This is a genomic window from Sphingobacterium sp. InxBP1 (genome assembly GCF_026191775.1).
GTDB lineage: Bacteria > Bacteroidota > Bacteroidia > Sphingobacteriales > Sphingobacteriaceae > Sphingobacterium > Sphingobacterium thalpophilum.
Genome location: NZ_JAINDX010000049.1, coordinates 734,812 through 754,409, shown reverse-complemented (window position 1 = coordinate 754,409; position 19,598 = coordinate 734,812). Strand labels below are relative to the sequence as shown.

Genomic DNA, 19,598 nt, shown 5'->3' with positions numbered 1-19,598 from the left:
AATATATGAAAGTTTTATTCGAATTAAATACATATAAAAAGATAGCTATGCTATCGATGACTATGCTCGCTTTTCAGCATCTTGAAGCGAAAAATTTCAGGTTTCCATCTTTGACAGCGGCACCCGATTCCATTGGAACTGACGTCATCAATGGTGAAGAGTACGTCCTGTTTAAAATAGAAAAAGGCGACAATTATTACCAGTTGAGCAAAAGGTACAGGACTACCGTCAGCCAGCTCACAAAGATCAACGGTAACGGTACATTGAGCATTGGCCAGATTGTCAAAGTACCGACAGGACGAAAGCCAGCTCCCGCCCGTAGCAAATCTCCAATGGACAATATCCCCCTTAATCCGCGTAATCCGCAGCAGGGTTTTACAGAATATATTGTCGGTGAGAAGGAAACGCTTTATGCTATTTCCAAAAGATTTAGCATCAGCGTGGAGGACATCAAAAAAGCCAACAATCTCAAGAATAATATTATCAGCGGCGGAATGAAATTGATGATTCCAAACGAACCGTTGCCACCCGAAAGACCCAAACTCGTGGAACCCAAAGGAATAGAGGTGGTCACACCAGATTCTACCGGTGAAGATGATAAAGAAGAAAATCAAATTACGACCAACCGCTACGGAATACGCGAAAAGTCAGAGCGTGGAATTGGTGTATGGATCGAAGGCTTATCGTCTCAGGGCACAAGCAATCTGGCACTCCACAAAAGCGCTCCGGTAGGCACCATCCTGAAAATTACCAATCCCATGACCAAAAGTGTCACATATGCCAAAGTGGTCGGAAAATTTAACGATAACGCCGAAAACCAAAACGCCATCGTCGTGTTATCCAAATCGGCAGCCGCAAGCATTGGGGCCCTGGACAAACGTTTTCAGGTAGAAATTGCTTATGGGCTACCCTTAGAAAATTAACTCAAATACTTAAACTAGCGCATACAGCAAAATAAGAATGGATAACAAACCGTATGTCATCGGGATTGCCGGAAGCAGTGGCTCGGGAAAAACATTTTTCTTAAATAGTTTTCTGAAGCACTTCAAAAAAGACCAGGTGACGTTGATTTCCCAGGACGATTATTATATTCCTGCAAATACAAAGACCCAAGAAGAGAACAAACTCTACAATTTTGATATTCCAACGTCAATAGACCGCGATGCCTTTTATAGAGACATCAAAGCGCTCTTTGACGGTGAGACAATATATAAAGAGGAATATACGTTTAATAATCCTGCACTCACCCCTAAGATACTGGAAATAAAGCCAGCCCCCATCCTGATTATTGAGGGACTGTTTATTTTTTATTATACAGAGATCAACGATCTGATTGACCACAAAATATTTTTAAGTGCCGATCAGGATATCGCCCTTCGAAGACGCCTGCACCGGGATCTGGTTGAACGCGGTTATTTTGAAGAGGATGTGATGTATAAGTGGGTAAATCATGTGCTTCCCTCCTATAACGAATATTTATTGCCGTATCAGGATTCCTGCGATCAAGTCATCTTTAATAACACAGATGAGCCTGAGCCTATCTGGGAGATCACGAACCAGATATCGGAAGAACTGAAATCGAAACTCCATATGGCATAACAGCAATCCATAGGGCTTGTTTTAAGAATAAGCCTTGTGGATTTAAAAGCGCTGATTTATTGACATCAAGGTTTTAAATTCTTATCTTTGCGCCACGAAACAAATCCATCATAATGAACCATCCTGTAAAGATTAAAAATGCTTTGGTTTCAGTCTATTATAAAGACGGCCTCGCTCCTTTAGTTGAATTATTAAACAAATACGGTGTCACATTCTATTCTACTGGTGGGACAGAAACCTTTATCAAAGATTTAGGTATAAATGTTGTCCCTGTCGAAGACTTGACAAGCTATCCTTCGATTTTAGGAGGTCGTGTTAAGACCCTGCATCCCAAAGTATTTGGCGGAATCTTGGCACGTCGCCCGCTGGAGTCAGATCAGCAGCAGCTAGCTCAATATGAGATACCCGAAATCGACCTGGTTATTGTGGATTTGTATCCATTCGAAGAAACCGTAGCTTCAGGCGCACCAGAACAAGATATTATTGAAAAAATCGATATCGGAGGTATTTCGTTGATCCGTGCTGCCGCAAAGAATTTCAACGATGTCGTTATTATCTCTTCCAAAAATGATTATAAGGAACTGGAAGATATTTTGGCAAGCCAAGATGGAACTACTTCTTTGGAACAGCGTAAAGAATTTGCAAAACGGGCGTTCAACACCTCCTCTCATTATGACACAGCAATTTTCAATTATTTTAATCAGGACAATCCACTAGACGTATTCAAACAGTCAGAGCAGAAAGCCCAGGTCTTAAGATATGGCGAAAACCCGCATCAGAAAGGGGTCTTCTTTGGCGATCTGGACAAGATGTTTGACAAACTAAATGGCAAAGAACTCTCCTACAATAATCTTGTTGACGTAGATGCCGCAGTAGCTTTGATCGATGAGTTCGAAGCGCCTACCTTCGCTATTTTGAAACATACTAATGCTTGTGGTGTTGCCTCACGGCCGACAATTAAACAGGCCTGGATAGACGCTTTGGCTTGTGATCCGGTGTCCGCATTTGGTGGCGTCCTTATTACCAACGGACAGGTGGACAAAGAGACAGCAGAAGAAATCAATAAATTATTTTTTGAAGTATTGATCGCACCATCTTACACAGACGAAGCGATTGCTATACTGACTGCAAAGAAAAACAGAATAATCCTCGTCCGTAAAGATGTCAAGTTACCGGCACAGCAGTTCAAAACGTTATTGAATGGTGTCATTTTGCAGGATAAAGACCATACCGTAGAAGGCCCAGAACAAATGGTAGCCGTAACGACAATCAAACCTACAGCTGAACAACTTGAGGACCTGTATTTTGCCAATAAAATTGTCAAACACACCAAATCCAATACGATCGTTTTTGCCAAAAACGGCACTTTGCTAGCCTCGGGAGTAGGACAGACATCCCGTGTTGATGCTCTTAAACAAGCTATTGAAAAGGCTGTTTCTTTTGGATTTGACCTCAAAGGCTGTTCTATGGCGTCAGATGCTTTCTTCCCTTTCCCAGATTGTGTTGAAATCGCTTCTGAGGCAGGTATCGCTGCGGTATTGCAGCCCGGAGGTTCCATCAAAGATCAATTGTCCATCGATATGGCCAACGAAAAGGGTATTGCGATGGTTACCACAGGAGTTAGACATTTTAAACATTAACACATTAAATTACACTAAAAAAGAGCTACTGATTGGACTATTAAGTAGCTCTTTTCGTTTCTGAATATATTATTCTATATTGTTCCGAAGCACTTTCAGCCGATCCCAATAGTAGTTGCTATTGATGAAAAGCTAAAGGTTTACTTTTCTGACTTTGCAACCAATTTTTCCACCTTATACCGTTCTATTTCCTCGGAAAGCTTTCGCATGGCATAAGCCACAATCGCAACATCATCGAGCCAGCCGCCCACCGCAATAAAATCTGGAATAGCGTCCACAGGGGAGATCACATATAGAATCGTCCCAATAATAATGGACAAATTCCAGCTATTCATTTTATATTTACCGCTGAGCACATCTTTGCACATGACAATCAGCAATTTAAAATCTCCCACATAACTTCCCAGATTTTTTGCCTTTGATTCGGCCTGTAGCAATTCTGTTTCGGTTATCTTCCGATTTCTAAACTGCTCAAACAGTCCTTTGGCCATCTTTTTCATTCTGCTGTTCATAACTCAAAATTATCATATTTTTTCAAATAGCAAAGCCCGTGCCCTAATCACGACAATACCGTTTCCATCAACATGGTCCCATTAAACTCCCCTCAACTCCCTCCAAGTCCCCACAACTCCCTTAAAGCCCGTACTGTATCCGAGAACGGTTGGGGAATGATTCGGAACAGCGCCGTACCATCTTTGCAGTATCATCGGCCCTCCTCCGGCACTTCCTGTACCGTTCGCTGGCGGCGCTTCGGTACAATGACGAATCCAAGTCAATGGATAGCCGGAGTTATGCCAAACCTATACCGCATCAGTCCCAAAGCAATCTCGAAGGCCGCCCGAAGGCTTCCCGAAGCAACACCGAAGCCAGGCCAGACAGAGTTTAAGCTTTTGGCTACGAACAGTCTGTAACGCAGTTCGATAGGCTACGAGTGGATAGCGACACGCTCCAATATATACGAAGCCGAATCTGGTTGGCACAATTTTATTATTTTTGCATTTTGTTGTAGCAAAGTGTTACTTACCTCCGTATAATAGACAACACAAACGCAATGTGTTCATCGATTAACAAAAGTTTAATATTACACGATTATGAAAAACTATAGATTATTTAATTTTATTGCAATCGCAGTCGCGACGTTTCTACTATCCAGCTGTCTGAAAGATAACGATGATCAGCGTATTCCAAGAGCCATATTTACCATGGTCAATGGCTATGCAGATGCTAACGCGGTTATATATTACGCGGATGGCGGGTCTTTACAAAATCCATACTACCCGTTGGACTTCAAAAGCTATAGCCAAGTTGGCTTATTTACTGGGGCACGAAAAATTGCCATCTCTTCGGAATATAACAGCGTCTTATTGGACACCACAATTACCATCAAGGACAGTACAATTTACACATCTTTTGTATATGGTAGCAAATCAAAACCAGTTCAGGTAATTACTACTGACCGCATCAATAAGGATATTAAAGATACCGAATCCGGGGTCCGCTTTTTCAACCTTGCGGAAGGCACTGATCAAGTTACACTACAAATAGGTGATCAGGCTTCACCGACCGAATGGTCCAATAGAGGTAAAGAAACACAGAGCTCCGCGACCGCCCACCAAGGTTTTATTGCACAAAAAAGCGGTACCTATACAATAGTTGCCAAAGACAAAGCAGGTAAAACCATTGCAAGCCGAAAAGATGTCAAATTGGCCGAAAATTACTATTATTCTTTGATCTTAATCGGTAAGGCTAACGATCAGAAAACACCATTATACATAGGTCTTGTAGCACAAGCAGCAAATTAATAAATTCCATTTTCTATATACTAAAAGACCATCCCGATATGAGGATGGTCTTTCTATTTATACGTCGTACATTTTTTGCTAATCGATTACAAGGAGTATCATGGCGTTTCCTTAGCTGGCACTTTCGAAACCACGTAAATATCCTCATTGTCTTTTTTCATTTTGTATTTCTCACGGGCAATACGTTGCACTTCCTGAGGATTTGACCGGATATCATTAATGGTTTTAATAATAGCTGCGTTTTCCTTTAAATAAAAGGATCGCTCACTTTCTAGATTCGCTTTTTGCTTTTGATAGCTGTATTGCGTGGCAAAATCATTCCGGTCAAAGAACAACATCCAGACCAAAAAGGCCAACGTGGCTATCAAATACTTATTTCTTATTAAAGACCATAATCGTTGCATAGGACAAAAATACTATTTAGCTTTTATACTCACGATATTTTCTTCCAAAGTTAAACATCTTTAATAAAGATATGGAATAACGACATCAATTTCATCATATCATTAGATAATATTATCTTTAACTGTTCAAAACATCATTCCGCTGAACGTACGTGCGCTGGGACACAGATAAACTGTTATATGGCCTGAAGATGTTGAACAAAAAACCCACTTACATATGAAATACTATCTTATTGCTGGCGAAACTTCAGGTGACCTTCATGGTGCCAACTTAATCAAAGCGTTGAAGGCTGAAGATCCGCACGCCACATTTCGCATTGTTGGCGGCGACCTGATGCAGGAAGCAAGCGGCGAAAAAGCATTGATACACACCGCCGAAATGGCTTTTATGGGTTTTGTTGAAGTATTGAAAAATCTTGGCAAAATCGCGAAAAACCTCAAAAGGGTCAAAAACGATCTGCTGGAGGAAAAGCCTGACACGGTTATATTGATCGACTTTCCGGGCTTCAATCTGAAGATTGCGGACTTTGCGAAAAAACATGGTATCAAGACCTGTTATTATATTTCTCCGAAAGTTTGGGCGTGGAACCAAAGCCGTGTAAAAAAAATCAAGAGGGTGGTCGATCACATGTTCTGCATATTACCATTCGAAGTGGATTTCTATAATAAGTGGCGTATGCACGTGGATTATATTGGTAATCCGCTCCTTGATGCAGTAGCCAGCTATCGCTTCAATCCTGCTTTTAGGCAACTGAATGGCTTTGGAGACAAGCCAATCATTGCCCTATTGCCCGGCAGCCGTGAAATGGAGATTTCCAGGCTGCTACCCATTATGGCCGAGCTGCCTTACTTCTTTCCCGTCCACCAGTTTGTGATCGCTGGTGCACCAAATTTTGAGGAAGCTTATTATAAGCAATTTTTAAGAGGAATCGATATTCCTGTGGTTTTCAACCAAACGTATGATATTCTCAACAACGCTGAGGCCGCAGTAGTAACCAGTGGTACGGCCACGCTAGAAACCGGGATATTGAAAGTGCCCCAAGTAGTGGTATATAAAGCAAATGCACTTTCAGTACGTATAGCTAAACTCGTTATTAAAGTCAAATTCATCTCTCTGGTCAATCTGATCAATAACTTTTTGTCCGTCCGAGAACTTATACAGGAGGACTGCACGGCTTTTGACATTGCACATGAGCTAGGAGAACTGATCAACAATAAAGCGCACCGCGCAAGTGTCATGGAAAACTACGATATCCTCGCTGAGAAACTAGGTTCACCGGGAGCTTCAGAACGAGCTGCGAAATTAATTGTAAAATATTTAGTCAATAATTAAACCCTTTGGCACCTCAATTGTCAAAGTATTAAATGTTTACAAATAAGAACATAGTTATGAAACTGAACTTTGTTTTAGGTTTTCTTTTTCTTGTCTCCTTTACTTTTGTATGTAAAGCACAGGAAACACAGCATTTTTCCAAGCTCGAAATCGGAAAAAAAGCCAAAAAAAATATTGACAGCAGGGATTCCACTGCAATCATCCATATCGACACACTGATTATGAAGGATAAGGCGACGTTGTCATTTTACGGAAAGAAAGATGTAAAGCTCATCGTCGATTATGCAGAGATTGGTGACAAAGCCACACTATATGGCTCTGACGGTAAAAACAACGGCAGTAATTTTGACATAAAAGCTAATTTCCAGAAACTGGGCTCTTTATATATTATTGCTAAAGGGGATGATGCTTTCAATGGTACCAAGACTTTCCCAAACGGGAATGGCGGAAAAGTCAAGATAACATTAATGGAAGGCAGCCTGAAGCCGCAAACGACAGATAAAAAAGCTATAAATTATATTTACGCTGATGTTGTCGCTGGAGGAAGAGCCGTCAATGCGAACACCGATTTAAGAAATATTTACGATCGCATCAAAACAGCTCCGACAGGACTGAGAGGATTGCCACAGGGTCAGATCTACTCTGGCAGTGCGGGTAATGAGGGTTCTTTTGAGCTGATTTCGACACACACAGATAATTAATAAAACGCTGCACAGGACTGGAAAGTTGGTGCAGCGTTCTTTTTATACGGTCAACGGCATCCTCTTTCCTTGAGCGCATATGCGAGTACCAGCCTGGTCATGCGATCGTATCTCGCCAAGCCCTCTTTTTGATTATTATGGGTTAGGTATTGGTTGTAAAAGATTCCCATAAGGTTGTTGAACCACCCTGTATAATGAATCCAAAAAAGGCGTTCCGCTTCGATGTCTCCCCGGACTGGCTCACTTAATCGCCGCTGATACTCTTTCGCAAGTACGGGGTACATCGCTCCCAATTCCCGGAGCATATATAAAGTTGTTTGCAGGTAAGCGGAATAACGGTAAAAAGCCTGCGGATGATGCTGCAGCCGTACAAACGCGATAAAGTTTGCTTCATCTTCGAACCCGACCCCCTGCTGGTGCGCAAGTTCATGCACAAAAGTAAAGGGGAAAGATAGTACCGGCATGGCATAATTGACCTGTGCTTCATGCGTAAACGGATTAAAATATCCAGAGACACCAAAATACGAAACCAGGGTACTATTCAAAGGCGGTTTGGCATGCACTTGGCTGACCGATAAAAAAGATGCAAAGGTTGTATCATTTTTGACCCATTTGGTCAGGTCCTTTTGTATTCTGGTCTTCTGATTTTCCCATTTCGCAGGACTGACCTGCTGTCTAAGCATGTTTGTGCTATCCAGATATTCATCGAGCACGACGAGATAATCTGCCAGCTTTAAACTGTCTACCTTCAGAGAAGCATTTATGCTGATCGGTTTCCTGTAATAGTTAAGTCCCCAGGATAGGTAAAAGAAAACATATAGCCCCAGCAGTACATTGACAACAGAAAAAAATGCATGCATGGCATCCGGCCACTGTTTCCGCCACAATTTCCGAAGCATTCGAATAGTGAAAAAAAACAGTAGCACAGCAACAGCGGCATAAAAGATATCTCCAACGCTAAAGGGGGTATAACCGAAGAAATATTTGGGTATATACCCGTAATACCGGTAAAAACTGCGGGTATAATACAGCTCAATCCACGAGCTATCACGCTGGATCAGTGACAGCAGCCCAATGAGCCCTATTAACAATACCGAAACAATGCCCGCTATCTTAGTTCGCTTTGCCATAGCTCATCAGGCTTCGTTTTCGAAATATAATTTATAAAAGTTCATGCCCTTCTCTTCATCAAATCCTTTTTCCAGGAATTCGCGCTTTCCATGCACATAGATATGAAAGTTCTTGTCCAGCTTCAGTACGGACTTATAGGACGCTTCCATCTTTTTGACCGCTTTGTCGGCAATTTCGAAGCTAGCCTGAAAAGGCGATTCAAATTCATCTTCAAAACCAGCCCTAAAATCCTGAAACAAGGCGATTGCCTGCGGATTACCCAATACTTCTTCCTCAAATTCCTCCTGAACAAATGTTTCCTTTTCCTTGAAATAATTCATTGATCTGTTCATCAGATCAATTTTGTCGGCTTTTTCAAGTTCGAAGGTTTCGTCCAGCTTCTCCTCAACGAAGTCTTTATAGACCTTTAAGTAATTACCTGTCTGGTTAAAATTATCATTGCGTACACGTAGCTGCAGAAATTCATCCTTCCAATACACGGCTTCCTGCTGTCTGTTGGTCTGGTCAAGCACAAGGACCTTGTACCCCTTCTCTTCCTCTACATTGATGATAATACAGCCCTTGTCCAGCTTATTGATGTTGATAGCCTCCTGCTCGTATTCAAGCATAAAAGCGCCCTGCTCCGGATATACCTTCAGGTAAGTTTCTTTGTTTTCGGATTTGAATATTCCGATGGCATCGTGCTCTTCACCTTCTATCTGCACATTCTTCAAGGCAACCACATATACCTCCCCGGCCTTAATTTTGGGATGGCTGGATACCTCATAGAGGTGTTTGGAAATCTGTTGGGAGAAGTCATGAAACGGAAGCTGGTCATTAAAATACTGACGGACAAAATAAAATACCTCATTTAGCTCCAGCTCACCATTGGGGTGATATAATCGGTATATCTCGTTGACCTTTGCAAAAGGGCTCATGAAGTATTGCATAAGCAGACCGGGCAATATTTCATCTCCCTCAAGCGATATGGGGGCATCCGACAGAATGTAAAATTCATCCTGGGCTTTGTTACCAACCCGGTGAATGGATAAAGCTTCAAACGTTGCGTCCTGGTGAAAAAACATATTTCTATTTTATAAATTATACAAGTCTATTGCGATGTTAAATGTCTGGCAGTGGGCGTCCACGATGTCTTTGATCTGTGGGGAGTACCCTCCCCCCATGCTGATCTGCACTGGAATACCCAGTTGCTGACACCTACCCAATACCATTTCGTCACGCCGGCCGCAGGTCGCTGGTTTTAAGTTCAGCCTGCCCAGCTTGTCAGTGGCGAGGATATCCACACCGGCTTGGTAAAATACGAAATCCGGTGCGAAATTCAGGAATAAAGCGTTAAGATTTTCTTCCAGGATATCGAGATATTCCTTGTCGGTAACAGTTTCAGGAAGCCCGATATCGAGATGTGACTTTTGTTTAATAAAGGGGTAATTTTTCTCTCCATGCATGGAAAACGTGAAAACCTCCTGTCGGCCGGCAAAGATATCCGCAGTACCGTTTCCTTGATGCACATCCAGATCGATAATCAGAATTCGGTCAGCAAGCTTGTGCTGCAACAGATAGCCCGCTGCTGTTGCCTGATCGTTCATTAGACAGAACCCCTCACCGAAGTTGTATCCCGCGTGATGCGTCCCGCCGGCGACCGAGAAAGCGATCCCATATTCGATCGCATATTGTGCCGCCTGTATGGTTCCATCCAGGATATAGCGCTCTCTATCCACCAGGCTATGGCTTAAAGGAAACCCGATACGGCGCACCATCTTCGCGTCAAGCGTCTGATCAAAAAGCCGCTTGACATAATTGGGATCATGTACGAGGCAGCAGATTTCGAAACTGGCCAATGCCGGACTGAAAAAATTTTCTTCATCGGCCAGCCCCAGATATTTTAGCTGCAGTGGTATCAGTTCATATTTCAGCATCGGAAAACGGTGCCCTTCCCTGACTGGGTGAACAAATTCTGGACGAAAAGCAATCTTGAGCACGTTAACTAGTCTTTATTTCATGCGAAGATAAGAAAAACTATAGCAATGCTTCTGTCTGCAGATGAGATTCACCGGCCTTGCATCGACAGTGATCGCCCCACAATTTAAATAATATCCCGTCGATATTTTGGAGTTGTATTGGAAAAAGGCCATCTTTGAGTAACAGCTCATCCACACATGGATGCGGTTCAAAATCTGATACAAACTTATACACGATCATACATTTTTGTTAAGAGAATACATGGAAACGACGAATTTACCCCAATTATCTGCAATGGAGCAACGTGTACTTGGCTCGTTAATTGAAAAAGCAAAGGTAACTCCTGAGTATTATCCAATGACCATCAATAGCTTGCTGGCAGCATGTAATCAGAAGACCTCGCGAAAACCTGTTGTCCAATATACGGAGGAAGACATTGTCGCCACCCTGGATATCCTCAAGAAAAGGGGGCTGATTTCCACGGTTGTCGGAGGCGGATCCAGAGTGACAAAATACAAACATAATTTTGCCATCCAGTTTCCGCTTGTCCCGTCCGAACTAACGATCATTTGTCTATTACTTCTTCGCGGGCCGATGACAGCGGGTGAAATCAACTCAAGTTCCGGAAGATTATATGAATTTGAGTCATTAAATGAAGTCAATGAACAGCTTGAGAAGCTTGCTTCGGAACGTTATCTGACAGCTCTTCCGAAACAAGCAGGACACAAGGAAGTCCGTTACATCCATTTATTGGGTGAGGTTAATGTTGAAGCATTTGAAAACACTGCCCCAGTGCCGCCATCCGTCGCTGATGCAGCTTTACTGGAACGTGTCGGACTGCTGGAGCAAGAAGTTGCGGAGCTGAAACAAAAGTTTCGGGAATTATGGGATGAATTACATTAATGCATGACAATTAACGAAACTTCGAGAGCAGGACTATCGACATCGACCTTATGGTTAATGACCATCGCCACCGGTCTGGTTGTCGCTAATAACTATTACAATCAGCCACTATTGGGCCTCATCGCCAAAGATCTGTCTATTGATGAAGCCACAGTGAGCAGTTCTGCCATGCTTACCCAGATCGGATATGCCTGTGGTTTACTGCTCATCGTCCCTTTGGGTGATATGTTCAAAAGAAAGAAAATGATCCTGATCGATTTTATGTTCATCATTCTTTCTCTTGCCGGTATGGCCTTGTCCACATCCATCGTCTCCGTACTCCTTTTTAGCTTTCTGATTGGCTTTACCTCGGTTATACCGCAGGTATTTGTTCCTATGGCGGCCGAACTGGCCAGTAAAGAGAAACAGGCATCTGCCATTGGTATGGTGATGTCCGGCTTATTGCTCGGGATTTTGCTGTCGAGGGTCATCAGCGGATTTATCGGTTCGTATTTCGGTTGGCGTGAAATGTACTGGATTGCCACGCTTCTAATGATACTCACGGCCGCAGCAATCGCGGCAAGGCTTCCGGAGGTATTGCCAAACTTCAGCGGTACTTACAAGCAACTGATGCTTTCCGTTTGGAGGTTTGCCCGGACCCAGCCCGTCCTCCAGCTGGCCGCTTTTCGGGGCGCAATGGGCTTCGGTGCATTTTCGGCCTTCTTTACCACGCTGGTCTTCCATATTGAGGGGCCTCCGTTCTATGATGGGCCAGCCACTGCCGGTGCATTTGGTCTTGTCGGTGCCTGCGGGGCGTTGGCAGCGGCTTTTGTCAATCGAATAACGGGTTATATCAGCAAAGCCAAAATCATCTTTTACGCGATATTAATGATGCTGCTGAGCTGGTTACTGTTTGGATTGTTTGGCCATTATTACGCAGGACTGATTGTGGGTGTTATCCTGATTGACCTAGGCTTACAGTCCATGCACATACTGAATCAAAGTGATTTTTACGCTCTCAATCTAGGTGCAAACAACCGTCTGAATACGGTCTATATGGTGAGCTACTTTATCGGGGGCTCAACGGGCACCTTTTTCGCTGCTCAGGCATGGCAGCACTTTCAATGGCCGGGAGTGGTTGCCGTTGGCAGCAGCTATACCTTACTGGCATTACTTGCACATGTAATATTTGATCATAAATTAAGAAAAAACTGATATGAAATTTGGCCAAGTAGATCATCCCGAAGAAGTGGATTTCACCTTACCACCCACTTCAGCAGACACCTTAAAATTGCTTCAGCATTTTAAGAACGACACGGCTTTTGAAGTTTATGTAGGCTGTGCAAAATGGAACAAACAGGATTTAAAGGGCTTCTATCCAAGGGGTACAAAGGACGAACTGGTCTATTATGCAAACCAATTTAACAGCATCGAACTGAATGCTACGTTCTACAATTCTCCGACGCTGGAACAAGTCGAAATCTGGAAAAAGAAGACACCAGCAGACTTTAAGTTCTTTCCAAAAGTCCCCCAGTCCATCAGCCATTTTAGTAGGTTGCTGAATACGGCAGACAAAGTAAAACTATTTACAGATTCGGTCGTGCGATTTGAGGAGAAGCTTGGCATGGTGTTTTTACAGATGCACGACAACTATGGGCCAAAAGATATGGCACGTCTTCAGTTATTTCTACACGATTGGCCCAAAAACGTACCCTTGGCGCTGGAAGTCCGCAATAAAGAATGGTTTTCCAAGCCCGAAGTGGCCAAGGAGCTATATACCTTATTAGAGGAGACCGGTGTGACCAATGTCCTGGTGGATACGGCCGGACGAAGGGATATGCTCCACATGCGTCTGACGACTCCCATCGCATTTGTCCGCTATGTCGGGGCCAATCACTCTTCCGATTACGAGCGTCTTGACCAATGGATAGAGGTAGTTAAACTATGGCGTGAAAACGGCCTACAAAAATTGTATTTCTTCATTCATCAGAACATAGAAATTGAATCGCCACTACTTGCCGTGCACTTCATCAAGAAGCTTAACGACAGTCTCGGACTCGACCTGAAATACCCCAATAAGGCGGCGGACACCTTGTTTTAACCGATATCGCTTAACGTCCATGCCTCGCTGCAGGCGCGAGCACGGGTTTAAGGAGCGAAATCGCTCATAAAAAAGGCGAATCAGTTGATTCGCCTTTTTTATATTTTATATAGACCGGAGCCTATTTTTTGGCGTATTTAAAGTCCTTGCCGATGAAACGGGCATTACCACCCAATTCTTCTTCGATACGCAATAACTGATTGTATTTCGCCATACGGTCCGAACGAGATGCTGAACCCGTTTTGATCTGGCCACAATTAAGTGCTACCGCAAGGTCAGCAATGGTAGAATCTTCGGTCTCACCTGAACGGTGGGACATAACTGATGTATAACCTGAGTTTTGCGCTAAAGTCACAGCATTGATGGTTTCGGTCAATGAACCAATCTGATTTACTTTAACCAAGATGGAATTTGCAGTGTCCGTATCAATACCTTGTTGCAGACGTTTGGTATTTGTAACGAAAAGATCATCACCTACCAACTGTACACGGTCACCAATTTTGTCGGTCAACGTTTTCCAGCCAGCCCAGTCATCTTCTGCCATACCATCTTCGATGGAGATAATAGGATATTTAGCTGTTAGTTCAGCCAGATAGCTTGCTTGCTCTTCACTGGAACGTACAGCGCCTTTATCGCCTTCAAATTTCGTGTAATCGTATTTTCCGTCTTTGTAAAATTCAGAAGAAGCGCAGTCTAATGCTAAACAAACATCTTGACCTGGTCTGTAACCTGCAATCTCGATTGCTTTCAATACCGTTTCAATCGCATCTTCAGTACCTTCAAAAGTTGGGGCAAAACCACCTTCGTCACCCACAGCAGTCGAAAGACCTCTATCGTGCAGGATCTTTTTCAAGTTGTGAAACACTTCAGTTCCCCAGCGCAACGCTTCAGAGAAAGAAGGAGCTCCAACGGGCATGATCATAAACTCCTGAAATGCAATCGGCGCATCCGAATGCGAACCGCCATTAATGATATTCATCATTGGGATAGGCAAGGTATTGGCGTTAACTCCGCCGATATAACGGTATAAAGGCTGACGGGATTCTTGTGCAGCTGCCTTAGCAACAGCCAATGATACACCTAGAATAGCATTTGCGCCCAAATTTCCTTTATTTTCACTGCCGTCTAAATCAATCATGATTTTATCGATGGCGTTTTGCTCGAAAACATCCACGCCTTCCAAAGCTTTCGCTATTTTGGTATTTACATTTTCAACAGCTTTCAAAACACCTTTACCTAAGTATTTTGATTTGTCGCCGTCGCGCAATTCAACTGCTTCGTGAACACCTGTTGAAGCACCTGAAGGAACAGCTGCACGACCAACAAAACCATTTTGTGTAGTAACGTCTACTTCGATTGTAGGGTTACCGCGCGAATCCAAAATCTGGCGCGCATGAACATCGATAATTAAACTCATCTTTTTATTAGACTATAATTTATTTGCTTTACTTAGTGTAAATAAGACACACTCTTATCTACAGTCATATTTCACAACCAAATATAACAAAAAATGTATTTATTCCGCTATTTAATATGAATAAAATATGACCAATTTGAATAATTTGTTTACCCGGAAAACACAAAAAAACCCTCCGTTAAAAGGAGGGTTTGGATATCGTATGTTGTATTAATTTTTGATCATTGCAACGAAATCATCAAACAGATAGCGTGAATCATGTGGACCCGGAGAGGACTCGGGGTGGTACTGCACCGAAAATGCTTTTTGTCCTTTGATCCGAATTCCTTCAATCGACTGATCGTTCAGGTTGATATGAGTGACCTCCACATTTTCCGACTTCTGAATATCTTCTGCCACCACACCGAAACCATGATTTTGCGAAGTGATCTCGCAACGGTTGGCGATTATATTCTTAACCGGATGATTGATACCACGGTGTCCATTGTGCAACTTGCTGGTACGGATGCCATTGGCCAAAGCTAAAATCTGATGCCCAAGACAGATCCCGAACATGGGTTTATTCGCTTTCAGAATCGATTTTACAGTTTCGACAGCATAGTCCATCGGCGCAGGGTCACCAGGGCCGTTGGAGATAAAATAACCATCAGGATTCCACTTTTCCATTTCTTCGAATGTAGTTTTCGCAGGAAATACCTTCGTATACACATCGCGCGCTTCAAAATTGCGTAAAATATTTTTCTTAATCCCAAGGTCTAATACAGCTACCCGCAAAGAAGCATTCTCGTTTCCGAAAAAATAAGGCTCCGGAGTAGTGACTTTTGACGATAGTTCCAAGCCGTCCATTGACGGAACTTTTGCCAGTTGATTTTTTAACTCTTCGACATCAAGTGTTTCAGAGGAGATGATCGCATTCATTGCTCCCTTATCGCGGATGTGCCGCACAAGTGAACGTGTATCCACATCAGAAATACCGACTAAATTTTCCTCTTCAAAGTAGCTCTGAATAGACTCATCGGCCATTTTTCGGCTATAATTGATATTGTAGTTTTTGCAGACTAATCCGGCAATCTGGATTTGAGTCGATTCGGTATCCTCCTCATCAATACCATAGTTACCAATATGCGCATTGGTCGTTACCATGATCTGTCCAAAGTAAGATGGATCCGTAAAAATCTCCTGATAACCGGTGGTCCCTGTATTAAAACAGATTTCTCCGGTAGTCGTACCTATTTTACCAGCGGCTTTACCGTGATAAACTGTACCATCTTCTAAAACTAAAATTGCAGGCAATTTGCTGTAGTTGGTCATTATCGATGTAATATTATAAAATGTGTATCTCTTCTGTCCTGAATCTTAAAGTGTCCTCATGGGATATAAAAAAAGCCCTCAAATGGGCTAACATATCAATTAATAATACCTTATCACGATTGACAAACCGTTTCCTAAGGCACCTACCAATAAAGACTCTACTTTAATTTTCACGGGAGACAAAGTTACGACATATCCCTTAAAAGTGAAAACATTTTTTAAAAATTTTAAAACAGATCTCCCTCTCCTTATGTATATCGCTTAAAATCTCTCACGACCAACAAGATTGTTGCTGGTACCAACAGAAATATCAGGGGATTCGCTGCCCATGCCTGTGCCCACTTTAGCTGAATCATTGCAATAAAAGCTGTTGTCAGCCCACATCCTGGGCAGCTGTAGCCACTCAGCATCTTCCAGATACAAGGAATAAGGATATGGATGTCAAAGGACATATGAAGCACAACCGAAACCACAAAATATGCCGCCAAACCGCCATAAATCCAATGCTGACGTAAATATTTTAGGAGTTGACCAATCATTTAATTGTTATTTAGCGGACTTTTGATATACTGCCCATCGCGATCTCTGTATTTACCAACAATGATCATAATCAAATCGACAATGTACCAGATTCCACAACCACCTAAGGTCACCAGTTGTAGGATCGCTGTGCCTATCTGCCCCAAATAGAAACGATGCGCACCAAATGCACCCAGAAAAAAACAAAACAGTAATGATGGCAACCAGCGGTCATCCTGGAGATCGTTGCTCCTTTGCTGGAAAGGCTGATTGGCATAAAAAACAGGCTGTCTAACACCACATAAGGGGCACACCTCGGCCCTGACATTGATAGCCTGACCACATTCGACACAGTATTTTTCGTCTGCTGCTTTCATTTTTTAGATTTGATTAGTTCTTAGTTTGCGAATGAAATTACAAAAAAGAAATCAATATTCCGATATCATAGAAGGTATTTTAAGATCGTACGGCTTTCCCTGTGACGTTGTCACAACCGGCACATCACTGTGAGCACTACAAAGTTGGCAACAAACAAAAAGACGCTCTACTTAGAGCGTCTTAGATCGTATAGTTAAATCCCTTTTTTCTGAAACTGTCTGCTTTGTACCCTAGAAGAAGCGTCGATATTTTTCATCGCTATCAGCGCTATTTCTCAAATCACAACGTTCTGTTTTGGAGTCAGTCTAGATTTACATCAGGCGTTGATGGCCTTCCAGATCATATCTTTCAGCGGTAGGATATTTTTGCCTGCCACAGAAGAGATAAAGATGTGCGGTACACCATCGGGAAGCTGCTGCTCCATCTCTTTTTCCAGCTCATCGTCGAGCATATCGGACTTGGTGATAGCCAATAACTTGGGTTTATCTGCCAGCTGAGGATTATAGGCTGTCAGCTCGTTGAGCAGAATATCATATTCTTCGGCTATGGTACGATCGGTGTCTGCCGGAACCATAAACAGCAGTACAGAGTTCCGTTCGATATGCCGTAAAAATCGGTAACCCAGTCCCCTGCCTTCCGAAGCCCCTTCGATGATTCCGGGGATATCCGCCATTACAAAAGAACGGTTATCACGATAACTCACCATACCAAGATTGGGAACTAAAGTAGTGAAAGGATAATTTGCAATTTCGGGTTTGGCTGCCGATACAACAGACAATAAGGTAGATTTGCCTGCATTGGGGAAGCCCACCAGTCCGACATCTGCGAGCACTTTAAGCTCCAGGATAATCCACTGTTCTTTTCCCGGAAGTCCGGGCTGTGCAAAACGTGGAGTTTGCTGTGTGGCCGATTTAAAATGCCAGTTGCCCAGTCCTCCTTTTCCACCCGGCACCAGAATTTTGGTCTCGCCATCCTCGGTGATATCAAATAACACCTCGCCTGTTTCCGCATCTTTGGCAATGGTACCCAAAGGAACTTCCAGAATCTCATCCTGCCCTGTGGCGCCAGTGCGTAGTGCACTTCCTCCCGACTCACCATTGGATGCAATGATGTGCTTACGATATTTGAGGTGAAGCAAGGTCCAAAGATTACTGGTCCCTTTTAGGATAATATGTCCGCCACGACCGCCGTCACCGCCATCTGGACCACCTTTAGCTGTGTGCTTGTCACGATGCAAATGAGCCGAACCTGCCCCACCATGTCCCGAACGACAACACACTTTCACATAATCAACGAAATTCGATCCTTGCGCCATTACACTATCTACAGTCTAAAAAATATGATTTCCAATTAATAATTATCGATGATATCGGTCAGGTTTTTGAAGATCGTATCGATATCTCCAATACCATTGACTTTGGATAATTTACCCTGTGCTTCGTAATAGGGTAACACATGGATCGTCTTCGTAAAATACTCATCTATGCGTTTCACCAATTTATCCGCGTCGTCATCCGAACGGCCGGAGATCTCTCTGCGTTTGGCGATACGTGCTTTCAATTCGTCTTCATTTACATCCAGCGCAATTACGACTGAAATTGACGTATTGATACCTTCCAAAAAAGCATCCAATGCCTCAGCTTGAGCAACAGTACGAGGAAAACCGTCAAAAATAAATCCTTTTGCATCGGGATTCTTTTTTACTTCCTCTTCCAGCATTGCTATCGTAATTGAATCTGGCACTAAATTTCCCTCAGCAATAATCTGGCTCACTTGTTGACCAAGTGGCGTCTGACCTTTAATATGTGCTCTAAAAATATCACCTGTTGAAATATGAACCAATTGATATTTTTCAATAAGCTTTGCAGATTGGGTTCCCTTACCTGCACCCGGAGGGCCAAATATTACAAGGTTTAGCATAGTTTTATTTTAGAAATTAAAACGAGTTAAAAAATAAAAGCCTAATCACAGATGATGACTAGGCTTTTCAGTTGTGCGCTCCAAGGGAGTCGAACCCCTAACCTTCTGATCCGTAGTCAGATGCTCTATCCAATTGAGCTAGGAGCGCAGTAAACCATTACGTTTAGAACTCTGTCCCATTTGTTTTGGTGACGCAAATATAGTCAGAATTCGTTTTTTTACAAATTTTTTTTCAAAAAGAGGCAGGCCATTCAGCTATCGCCTCTGTTATTAAAAAAGCCAATCCTATCGATTGGCTTCCAGTCGTGCACTCCAAGGGAGTCGAACCCCTAACCTTCTGATCCGTAGTCAGATGCTCTATCCAATTGAGCTAGGAGTGCCTTCGTTAAGCAGCTAGAAAAAGCTGTCACTGTGCGCTCAAAGGGAGTCGAACCCCTAACCTCCTGATCCGTAGTCAGGTGCTCTATCCAATTAAGCTATGAGCGCTGGGCAACCAAAAAT

General features: G+C 42.9%; 21 protein-coding genes and 3 tRNA genes. 10 read left to right on the top strand and 14 right to left on the bottom strand.

Features of this window, described 5'->3' with window-relative positions:
- Nucleotides 1-5: 5 nt before the first annotated feature.
- The 3 genes from K7A41_RS23075 to purH all read left to right on the top strand — a co-directional run bounded on the left by K7A41_RS23075 (nucleotide 6) and on the right by purH (nucleotide 3,239).
- Nucleotides 6-923, top strand: a complete 918-nt coding sequence (locus K7A41_RS23075; RefSeq protein ID WP_028068538.1) for a LysM peptidoglycan-binding domain-containing protein — start codon at nucleotides 6-8, stop codon at nucleotides 921-923.
- Between the two features lie 37 nt (nucleotides 924-960).
- Nucleotides 961-1,599, top strand: coding sequence for a uridine kinase family protein (locus K7A41_RS23070; protein WP_028068539.1), 639 nt, complete (start codon nucleotides 961-963; stop codon nucleotides 1,597-1,599).
- A 113-nt stretch (nucleotides 1,600-1,712) separates the two neighbouring features.
- A complete protein-coding gene (gene purH / locus K7A41_RS23065) occupies nucleotides 1,713-3,239 on the top strand; it encodes a bifunctional phosphoribosylaminoimidazolecarboxamide formyltransferase/IMP cyclohydrolase (protein ID WP_265715750.1) in 1,527 nt (508 codons plus the stop codon).
- A gap of 140 nt (nucleotides 3,240-3,379) precedes the next feature.
- Here the strand turns inward: purH and K7A41_RS23060 are convergent, their stop codons facing one another.
- On the bottom strand, nucleotides 3,380-3,751 hold the full coding sequence (locus K7A41_RS23060) for a YkvA family protein (protein ID WP_265715749.1): 372 nt from the start codon (nucleotides 3,749-3,751) through the stop codon (nucleotides 3,380-3,382).
- A 156-nt stretch (nucleotides 3,752-3,907) separates the two neighbouring features.
- Between K7A41_RS23060 and K7A41_RS23055 the strand changes: the two genes are divergently transcribed.
- Nucleotides 3,908-4,150: a hypothetical protein gene (locus K7A41_RS23055; RefSeq protein WP_265715748.1), complete on the top strand. Its 243-nt coding sequence runs from the start codon at nucleotides 3,908-3,910 to the stop codon at nucleotides 4,148-4,150.
- Between the two features lie 180 nt (nucleotides 4,151-4,330).
- The gene (locus K7A41_RS23050) at nucleotides 4,331-5,041 is read left to right on the top strand and encodes a DUF4397 domain-containing protein (RefSeq protein WP_265715747.1); all 711 of its coding nucleotides are present in this window, start codon (nucleotides 4,331-4,333) and stop codon (nucleotides 5,039-5,041) included.
- A 98-nt stretch (nucleotides 5,042-5,139) separates the two neighbouring features.
- Here K7A41_RS23050 and K7A41_RS23045 read toward each other — a convergent pair whose 3' ends face one another.
- The gene (locus K7A41_RS23045) at nucleotides 5,140-5,445 is read right to left on the bottom strand and encodes an FtsB family cell division protein (protein WP_265715746.1); all 306 of its coding nucleotides are present in this window, start codon (nucleotides 5,443-5,445) and stop codon (nucleotides 5,140-5,142) included.
- A 217-nt stretch (nucleotides 5,446-5,662) separates the two neighbouring features.
- On the opposite strand from K7A41_RS23045, the gene lpxB reads away from it, so the two are divergent.
- Together lpxB and K7A41_RS23035 are read left to right on the top strand one after the other, a co-directional pair.
- Nucleotides 5,663-6,778: a lipid-A-disaccharide synthase gene (gene lpxB, locus K7A41_RS23040; RefSeq protein ID WP_265715745.1), complete on the top strand. Its 1,116-nt coding sequence runs from the start codon at nucleotides 5,663-5,665 to the stop codon at nucleotides 6,776-6,778.
- A gap of 56 nt (nucleotides 6,779-6,834) precedes the next feature.
- Nucleotides 6,835-7,479: a hypothetical protein gene (locus K7A41_RS23035; RefSeq protein ID WP_265715744.1), complete on the top strand. Its 645-nt coding sequence runs from the start codon at nucleotides 6,835-6,837 to the stop codon at nucleotides 7,477-7,479.
- Between the two features lie 50 nt (nucleotides 7,480-7,529).
- Here K7A41_RS23035 and K7A41_RS23030 read toward each other — a convergent pair whose 3' ends face one another.
- The 3 genes from K7A41_RS23030 to K7A41_RS23020 are packed head-to-tail and all read right to left on the bottom strand — an operon-like array spanning nucleotide 7,530 to nucleotide 10,589.
- Nucleotides 7,530-8,609 carry a DUF3810 domain-containing protein gene (locus K7A41_RS23030; protein WP_265715743.1) on the bottom strand — a complete coding sequence of 360 codons (1,080 nt, stop codon included), beginning with the start codon at nucleotides 8,607-8,609 and terminating at the stop codon, nucleotides 7,530-7,532.
- A gap of 6 nt (nucleotides 8,610-8,615) precedes the next feature.
- Entirely contained in the window at nucleotides 8,616-9,674 is a 1,059-nt protein-coding gene (locus K7A41_RS23025) for a nucleoid-associated protein (RefSeq protein ID WP_265715742.1), read from the bottom strand.
- Between the two features lie 9 nt (nucleotides 9,675-9,683).
- Entirely contained in the window at nucleotides 9,684-10,589 is a 906-nt protein-coding gene (locus K7A41_RS23020; RefSeq protein ID WP_265715741.1) for a histone deacetylase, read from the bottom strand.
- Nucleotides 10,590-10,830: 241 nt separating this feature from the next.
- Between K7A41_RS23020 and K7A41_RS23015 the strand changes: the two genes are divergently transcribed.
- From K7A41_RS23015 to K7A41_RS23005, 3 genes are read left to right on the top strand one after another with little or no spacing between them, the layout of a single operon-like run.
- On the top strand, nucleotides 10,831-11,472 hold the full coding sequence (locus K7A41_RS23015) for a YceH family protein (RefSeq protein WP_265715740.1): 642 nt from the start codon (nucleotides 10,831-10,833) through the stop codon (nucleotides 11,470-11,472).
- A 3-nt stretch (nucleotides 11,473-11,475) separates the two neighbouring features.
- Nucleotides 11,476-12,666, top strand: a complete 1,191-nt coding sequence (locus K7A41_RS23010) for an MFS transporter (protein ID WP_265715739.1) — start codon at nucleotides 11,476-11,478, stop codon at nucleotides 12,664-12,666.
- Nucleotide 12,667: 1 nt separating this feature from the next.
- A complete protein-coding gene (locus tag K7A41_RS23005) occupies nucleotides 12,668-13,552 on the top strand; it encodes a DUF72 domain-containing protein (RefSeq protein WP_265715738.1) in 885 nt (294 codons plus the stop codon).
- 121 nt (nucleotides 13,553-13,673) lie between these two features.
- Here the strand turns inward: K7A41_RS23005 and eno are convergent, their stop codons facing one another.
- The 9 genes from eno to K7A41_RS22960 form a co-directional block, all read right to left on the bottom strand.
- On the bottom strand, nucleotides 13,674-14,969 hold the full coding sequence (gene eno / locus K7A41_RS23000) for a phosphopyruvate hydratase (protein WP_028068552.1): 1,296 nt from the start codon (nucleotides 14,967-14,969) through the stop codon (nucleotides 13,674-13,676).
- Nucleotides 14,970-15,179: 210 nt separating this feature from the next.
- Complete coding sequence (gene carA, locus K7A41_RS22995; protein WP_265715737.1) at nucleotides 15,180-16,280, bottom strand: glutamine-hydrolyzing carbamoyl-phosphate synthase small subunit; 1,101 nt, start codon at nucleotides 16,278-16,280, stop codon at nucleotides 15,180-15,182.
- Between the two features lie 248 nt (nucleotides 16,281-16,528).
- Entirely contained in the window at nucleotides 16,529-16,819 is a 291-nt protein-coding gene (locus K7A41_RS22990; protein WP_037532168.1) for a DUF2752 domain-containing protein, read from the bottom strand.
- Nucleotides 16,820-17,176 carry a TM2 domain-containing protein gene (locus K7A41_RS22985; RefSeq protein WP_028068554.1) on the bottom strand — a complete coding sequence of 119 codons (357 nt, stop codon included), beginning with the start codon at nucleotides 17,174-17,176 and terminating at the stop codon, nucleotides 16,820-16,822.
- A gap of 317 nt (nucleotides 17,177-17,493) precedes the next feature.
- On the bottom strand, nucleotides 17,494-18,492 hold the full coding sequence (gene obgE, locus K7A41_RS22980; RefSeq protein ID WP_265715736.1) for a GTPase ObgE: 999 nt from the start codon (nucleotides 18,490-18,492) through the stop codon (nucleotides 17,494-17,496).
- A 35-nt stretch (nucleotides 18,493-18,527) separates the two neighbouring features.
- Nucleotides 18,528-19,097 carry an adenylate kinase gene (locus K7A41_RS22975; RefSeq protein ID WP_028068556.1) on the bottom strand — a complete coding sequence of 190 codons (570 nt, stop codon included), beginning with the start codon at nucleotides 19,095-19,097 and terminating at the stop codon, nucleotides 18,528-18,530.
- Nucleotides 19,098-19,171: 74 nt separating this feature from the next.
- Nucleotides 19,172-19,245 (bottom strand) — tRNA-Arg (locus tag K7A41_RS22970).
- A gap of 158 nt (nucleotides 19,246-19,403) precedes the next feature.
- Nucleotides 19,404-19,477, bottom strand: a tRNA-Arg gene (locus K7A41_RS22965).
- Between the two features lie 32 nt (nucleotides 19,478-19,509).
- A tRNA-Arg gene (locus K7A41_RS22960) sits at nucleotides 19,510-19,583 on the bottom strand.
- Nucleotides 19,584-19,598: the final 15 nt, after the last annotated feature.

What these genes read in the sequence shown, in the direction of transcription:
- K7A41_RS23075 (WP_028068538.1), top strand. Translation starts at nt 6, where the DNA reads ATGAAAGTTTTATTCGAATTAAATACATATAAAAAGATAGCTATGCTA.
- K7A41_RS23070 (WP_028068539.1), top strand. Translation starts at nt 961, where the DNA reads ATGGATAACAAACCGTATGTCATCGGGATTGCCGGAAGCAGTGGCTCG.
- purH (WP_265715750.1), top strand. Translation starts at nt 1,713, where the DNA reads ATGAACCATCCTGTAAAGATTAAAAATGCTTTGGTTTCAGTCTATTAT.
- K7A41_RS23060 (WP_265715749.1), bottom strand. Translation starts at nt 3,751, where the DNA reads ATGAACAGCAGAATGAAAAAGATGGCCAAAGGACTGTTTGAGCAGTTT.
- K7A41_RS23055 (WP_265715748.1), top strand. Translation starts at nt 3,908, where the DNA reads ATGATTCGGAACAGCGCCGTACCATCTTTGCAGTATCATCGGCCCTCC.
- K7A41_RS23050 (WP_265715747.1), top strand. Translation starts at nt 4,331, where the DNA reads ATGAAAAACTATAGATTATTTAATTTTATTGCAATCGCAGTCGCGACG.
- K7A41_RS23045 (WP_265715746.1), bottom strand. Translation starts at nt 5,445, where the DNA reads ATGCAACGATTATGGTCTTTAATAAGAAATAAGTATTTGATAGCCACG.
- lpxB (WP_265715745.1), top strand. Translation starts at nt 5,663, where the DNA reads ATGAAATACTATCTTATTGCTGGCGAAACTTCAGGTGACCTTCATGGT.
- K7A41_RS23035 (WP_265715744.1), top strand. Translation starts at nt 6,835, where the DNA reads ATGAAACTGAACTTTGTTTTAGGTTTTCTTTTTCTTGTCTCCTTTACT.
- K7A41_RS23030 (WP_265715743.1), bottom strand. Translation starts at nt 8,609, where the DNA reads ATGGCAAAGCGAACTAAGATAGCGGGCATTGTTTCGGTATTGTTAATA.
- K7A41_RS23025 (WP_265715742.1), bottom strand. Translation starts at nt 9,674, where the DNA reads ATGTTTTTTCACCAGGACGCAACGTTTGAAGCTTTATCCATTCACCGG.
- K7A41_RS23015 (WP_265715740.1), top strand. Translation starts at nt 10,831, where the DNA reads ATGGAAACGACGAATTTACCCCAATTATCTGCAATGGAGCAACGTGTA.
- K7A41_RS23010 (WP_265715739.1), top strand. Translation starts at nt 11,476, where the DNA reads ATGACAATTAACGAAACTTCGAGAGCAGGACTATCGACATCGACCTTA.
- K7A41_RS23005 (WP_265715738.1), top strand. Translation starts at nt 12,668, where the DNA reads ATGAAATTTGGCCAAGTAGATCATCCCGAAGAAGTGGATTTCACCTTA.
- eno (WP_028068552.1), bottom strand. Translation starts at nt 14,969, where the DNA reads ATGAGTTTAATTATCGATGTTCATGCGCGCCAGATTTTGGATTCGCGC.
- carA (WP_265715737.1), bottom strand. Translation starts at nt 16,280, where the DNA reads ATGACCAACTACAGCAAATTGCCTGCAATTTTAGTTTTAGAAGATGGT.
- K7A41_RS22990 (WP_037532168.1), bottom strand. Translation starts at nt 16,819, where the DNA reads ATGATTGGTCAACTCCTAAAATATTTACGTCAGCATTGGATTTATGGC.
- K7A41_RS22985 (WP_028068554.1), bottom strand. Translation starts at nt 17,176, where the DNA reads ATGAAAGCAGCAGACGAAAAATACTGTGTCGAATGTGGTCAGGCTATC.
- obgE (WP_265715736.1), bottom strand. Translation starts at nt 18,492, where the DNA reads ATGGCGCAAGGATCGAATTTCGTTGATTATGTGAAAGTGTGTTGTCGT.
- K7A41_RS22975 (WP_028068556.1), bottom strand. Translation starts at nt 19,097, where the DNA reads ATGCTAAACCTTGTAATATTTGGCCCTCCGGGTGCAGGTAAGGGAACC.